This window comes from Sulfoacidibacillus thermotolerans, from assembly GCF_003144315.1.
GTDB lineage: Bacteria > Bacillota > Bacilli > Alicyclobacillales > SLC66 > Sulfoacidibacillus > Sulfoacidibacillus thermotolerans.
Genome location: NZ_MPDK01000081.1, coordinates 1 through 1,494, shown reverse-complemented (window position 1 = coordinate 1,494; position 1,494 = coordinate 1). Strand labels below are relative to the sequence as shown.

2 protein-coding genes and 1 pseudogene are annotated in these 1,494 nt (G+C 46.4%); 2 read left to right on the top strand and 1 reads right to left on the bottom strand.

Annotated elements, in window-relative coordinates; genetic code table 11:
* Window positions 1-815 (top strand): annotated as a pseudogene (locus tag BM613_RS15270) (hypothetical protein); the annotation flags it as partial.
* A 14-nt stretch (window positions 816-829) separates the two neighbouring features.
* Window positions 830-1,246, top strand: coding sequence for an immunity 70 family protein (locus BM613_RS14485; RefSeq protein ID WP_109431853.1), 417 nt, complete (start codon window positions 830-832; stop codon window positions 1,244-1,246).
* 43 nt (window positions 1,247-1,289) lie between these two features.
* Here BM613_RS14485 and BM613_RS15430 read toward each other — a convergent pair.
* Window positions 1,290-1,494: hypothetical protein (locus tag BM613_RS15430; RefSeq protein ID WP_219930724.1), on the bottom strand; the 205-nt coding region annotated here is incomplete at its 5' end.

Genomic DNA, 1,494 nt, shown 5'->3' with positions numbered 1-1,494 from the left:
TACACGTGCTAGAAGAGAGCGCACAGACGTGGCAAAAGGAGACATCCTTAGCACGTGGGCTTGATCCAGCGATTGCAGGGATCGGAGGGATGAATCGATTCGGAAGAGACGTCCAACGATATGTTAATATGACCTTATTTTCAAAAGAATCCAATGAGCTAGACGCTTTGCGTGAAATGAATCAAGAGAGCAAGGTCACGGCGCTTAATACGCGAGAAGCATCGACAGCGGTAAATGAGATTGGCAATGCTCAGGGAAATGCTATACTTCAAAATAATAAAGTGACAGCATTGCCGGCGTATCAGCAGAAAATAGCGAATGGGAATCAGATATTTGCACAGGCATCTGGTGAAGAAGACTTAGTAAACAGCATACCCGTTGGACAAGCGTCTTCAACTGATGTGATAAGCAGTGCTAAGGGTACGGGGCAGGCAGGAACGAGGCCAACTTGGAGACAAAGTGAGCAAGACGCGAGTTCCGATTATCCAGGTTATCAAACTCAGCAGTCCTTTAAAGACGGAAGCCCTGTTTCTAACGGAACAAAAGGCAGTTCGCGACCTGACTTGTATACTGACGGACATAGCATTGAGGTGAAAAATTACGATGTTACTACATCTCAAGGACGAAACAACCTCATTAACAATGTGGCTGGTCAGGTTATTAAACGAAAAACGGACTTACCGGAAGGAACTCGGCAAACTGTTCAAATTGATGTCAGAGGGCAAAATGTCTCAAGAGAATATCTAATACAGGTACGCGACGGTATAGTCAGAAAGACGGACAATGGGGCTGAAGTTATCTTTAAAATGAACTGAGTGAGGTGAATGGTATGTCAGTAGGTTTCTTGGTAGATTGCTTTTACTACGAGGTTGGTCAACCTGATTTCCTACACTCGTTTTTTTCATCAGTTTCTTATAACTTGGAGAAGAATGGATGGGGCTCCCGTTTCCCTAAACTGCTGAAGCAGTTGTACCATGATAGGTTGCCATATACTGATGTGCCTTTGGCGATCGAAGAAGTACGAGTGATTCAAGAAGAGTTATCTAAATTGAGTCCAGACAAGGTGATTTGGGACATTGAAGATTTAACGAAGTTACCTCCATGGGGCACCGATATTAGTCCTATGGTAACGAACTTGGAGAATTATTTTGCGACGCCCGGAGGGGAGACCTTCACCGAGTTATTGCTTACTGCATTAAGTGTCGCGGAGGTAGAGCGACAAGACCTCGTAATAAAAAAACTATAAATTCTGAACCTCCCCATGGCTAAAGCCAGGGGGTTCTAAAAGCCTATACCATTGCACTCTCGCAGGCTCTCGCGTTGACTTGCGCCATCACTACAACATCCCGCGCCTCATGTTCAGGCAGACTTTCTTTTTCGAACGACCCGCTCTGACTCCGATACGTTCCGAAGGAGGAAGGCACTGGCCTTCCACTCGCAGGTTGGTTGTACGCCTGTTGCCAAGCCGTCCGCAGGAGCGGTTCCGCACCCTGC

Bases quoted from the DNA above. Each gene is read 5' to 3' on its own strand.
- BM613_RS14485 (WP_109431853.1), top strand. From the start codon at position 830: ATGTCAGTAGGTTTCTTGGTAGATTGCTTTTACTACGAGGTTGGTCAA.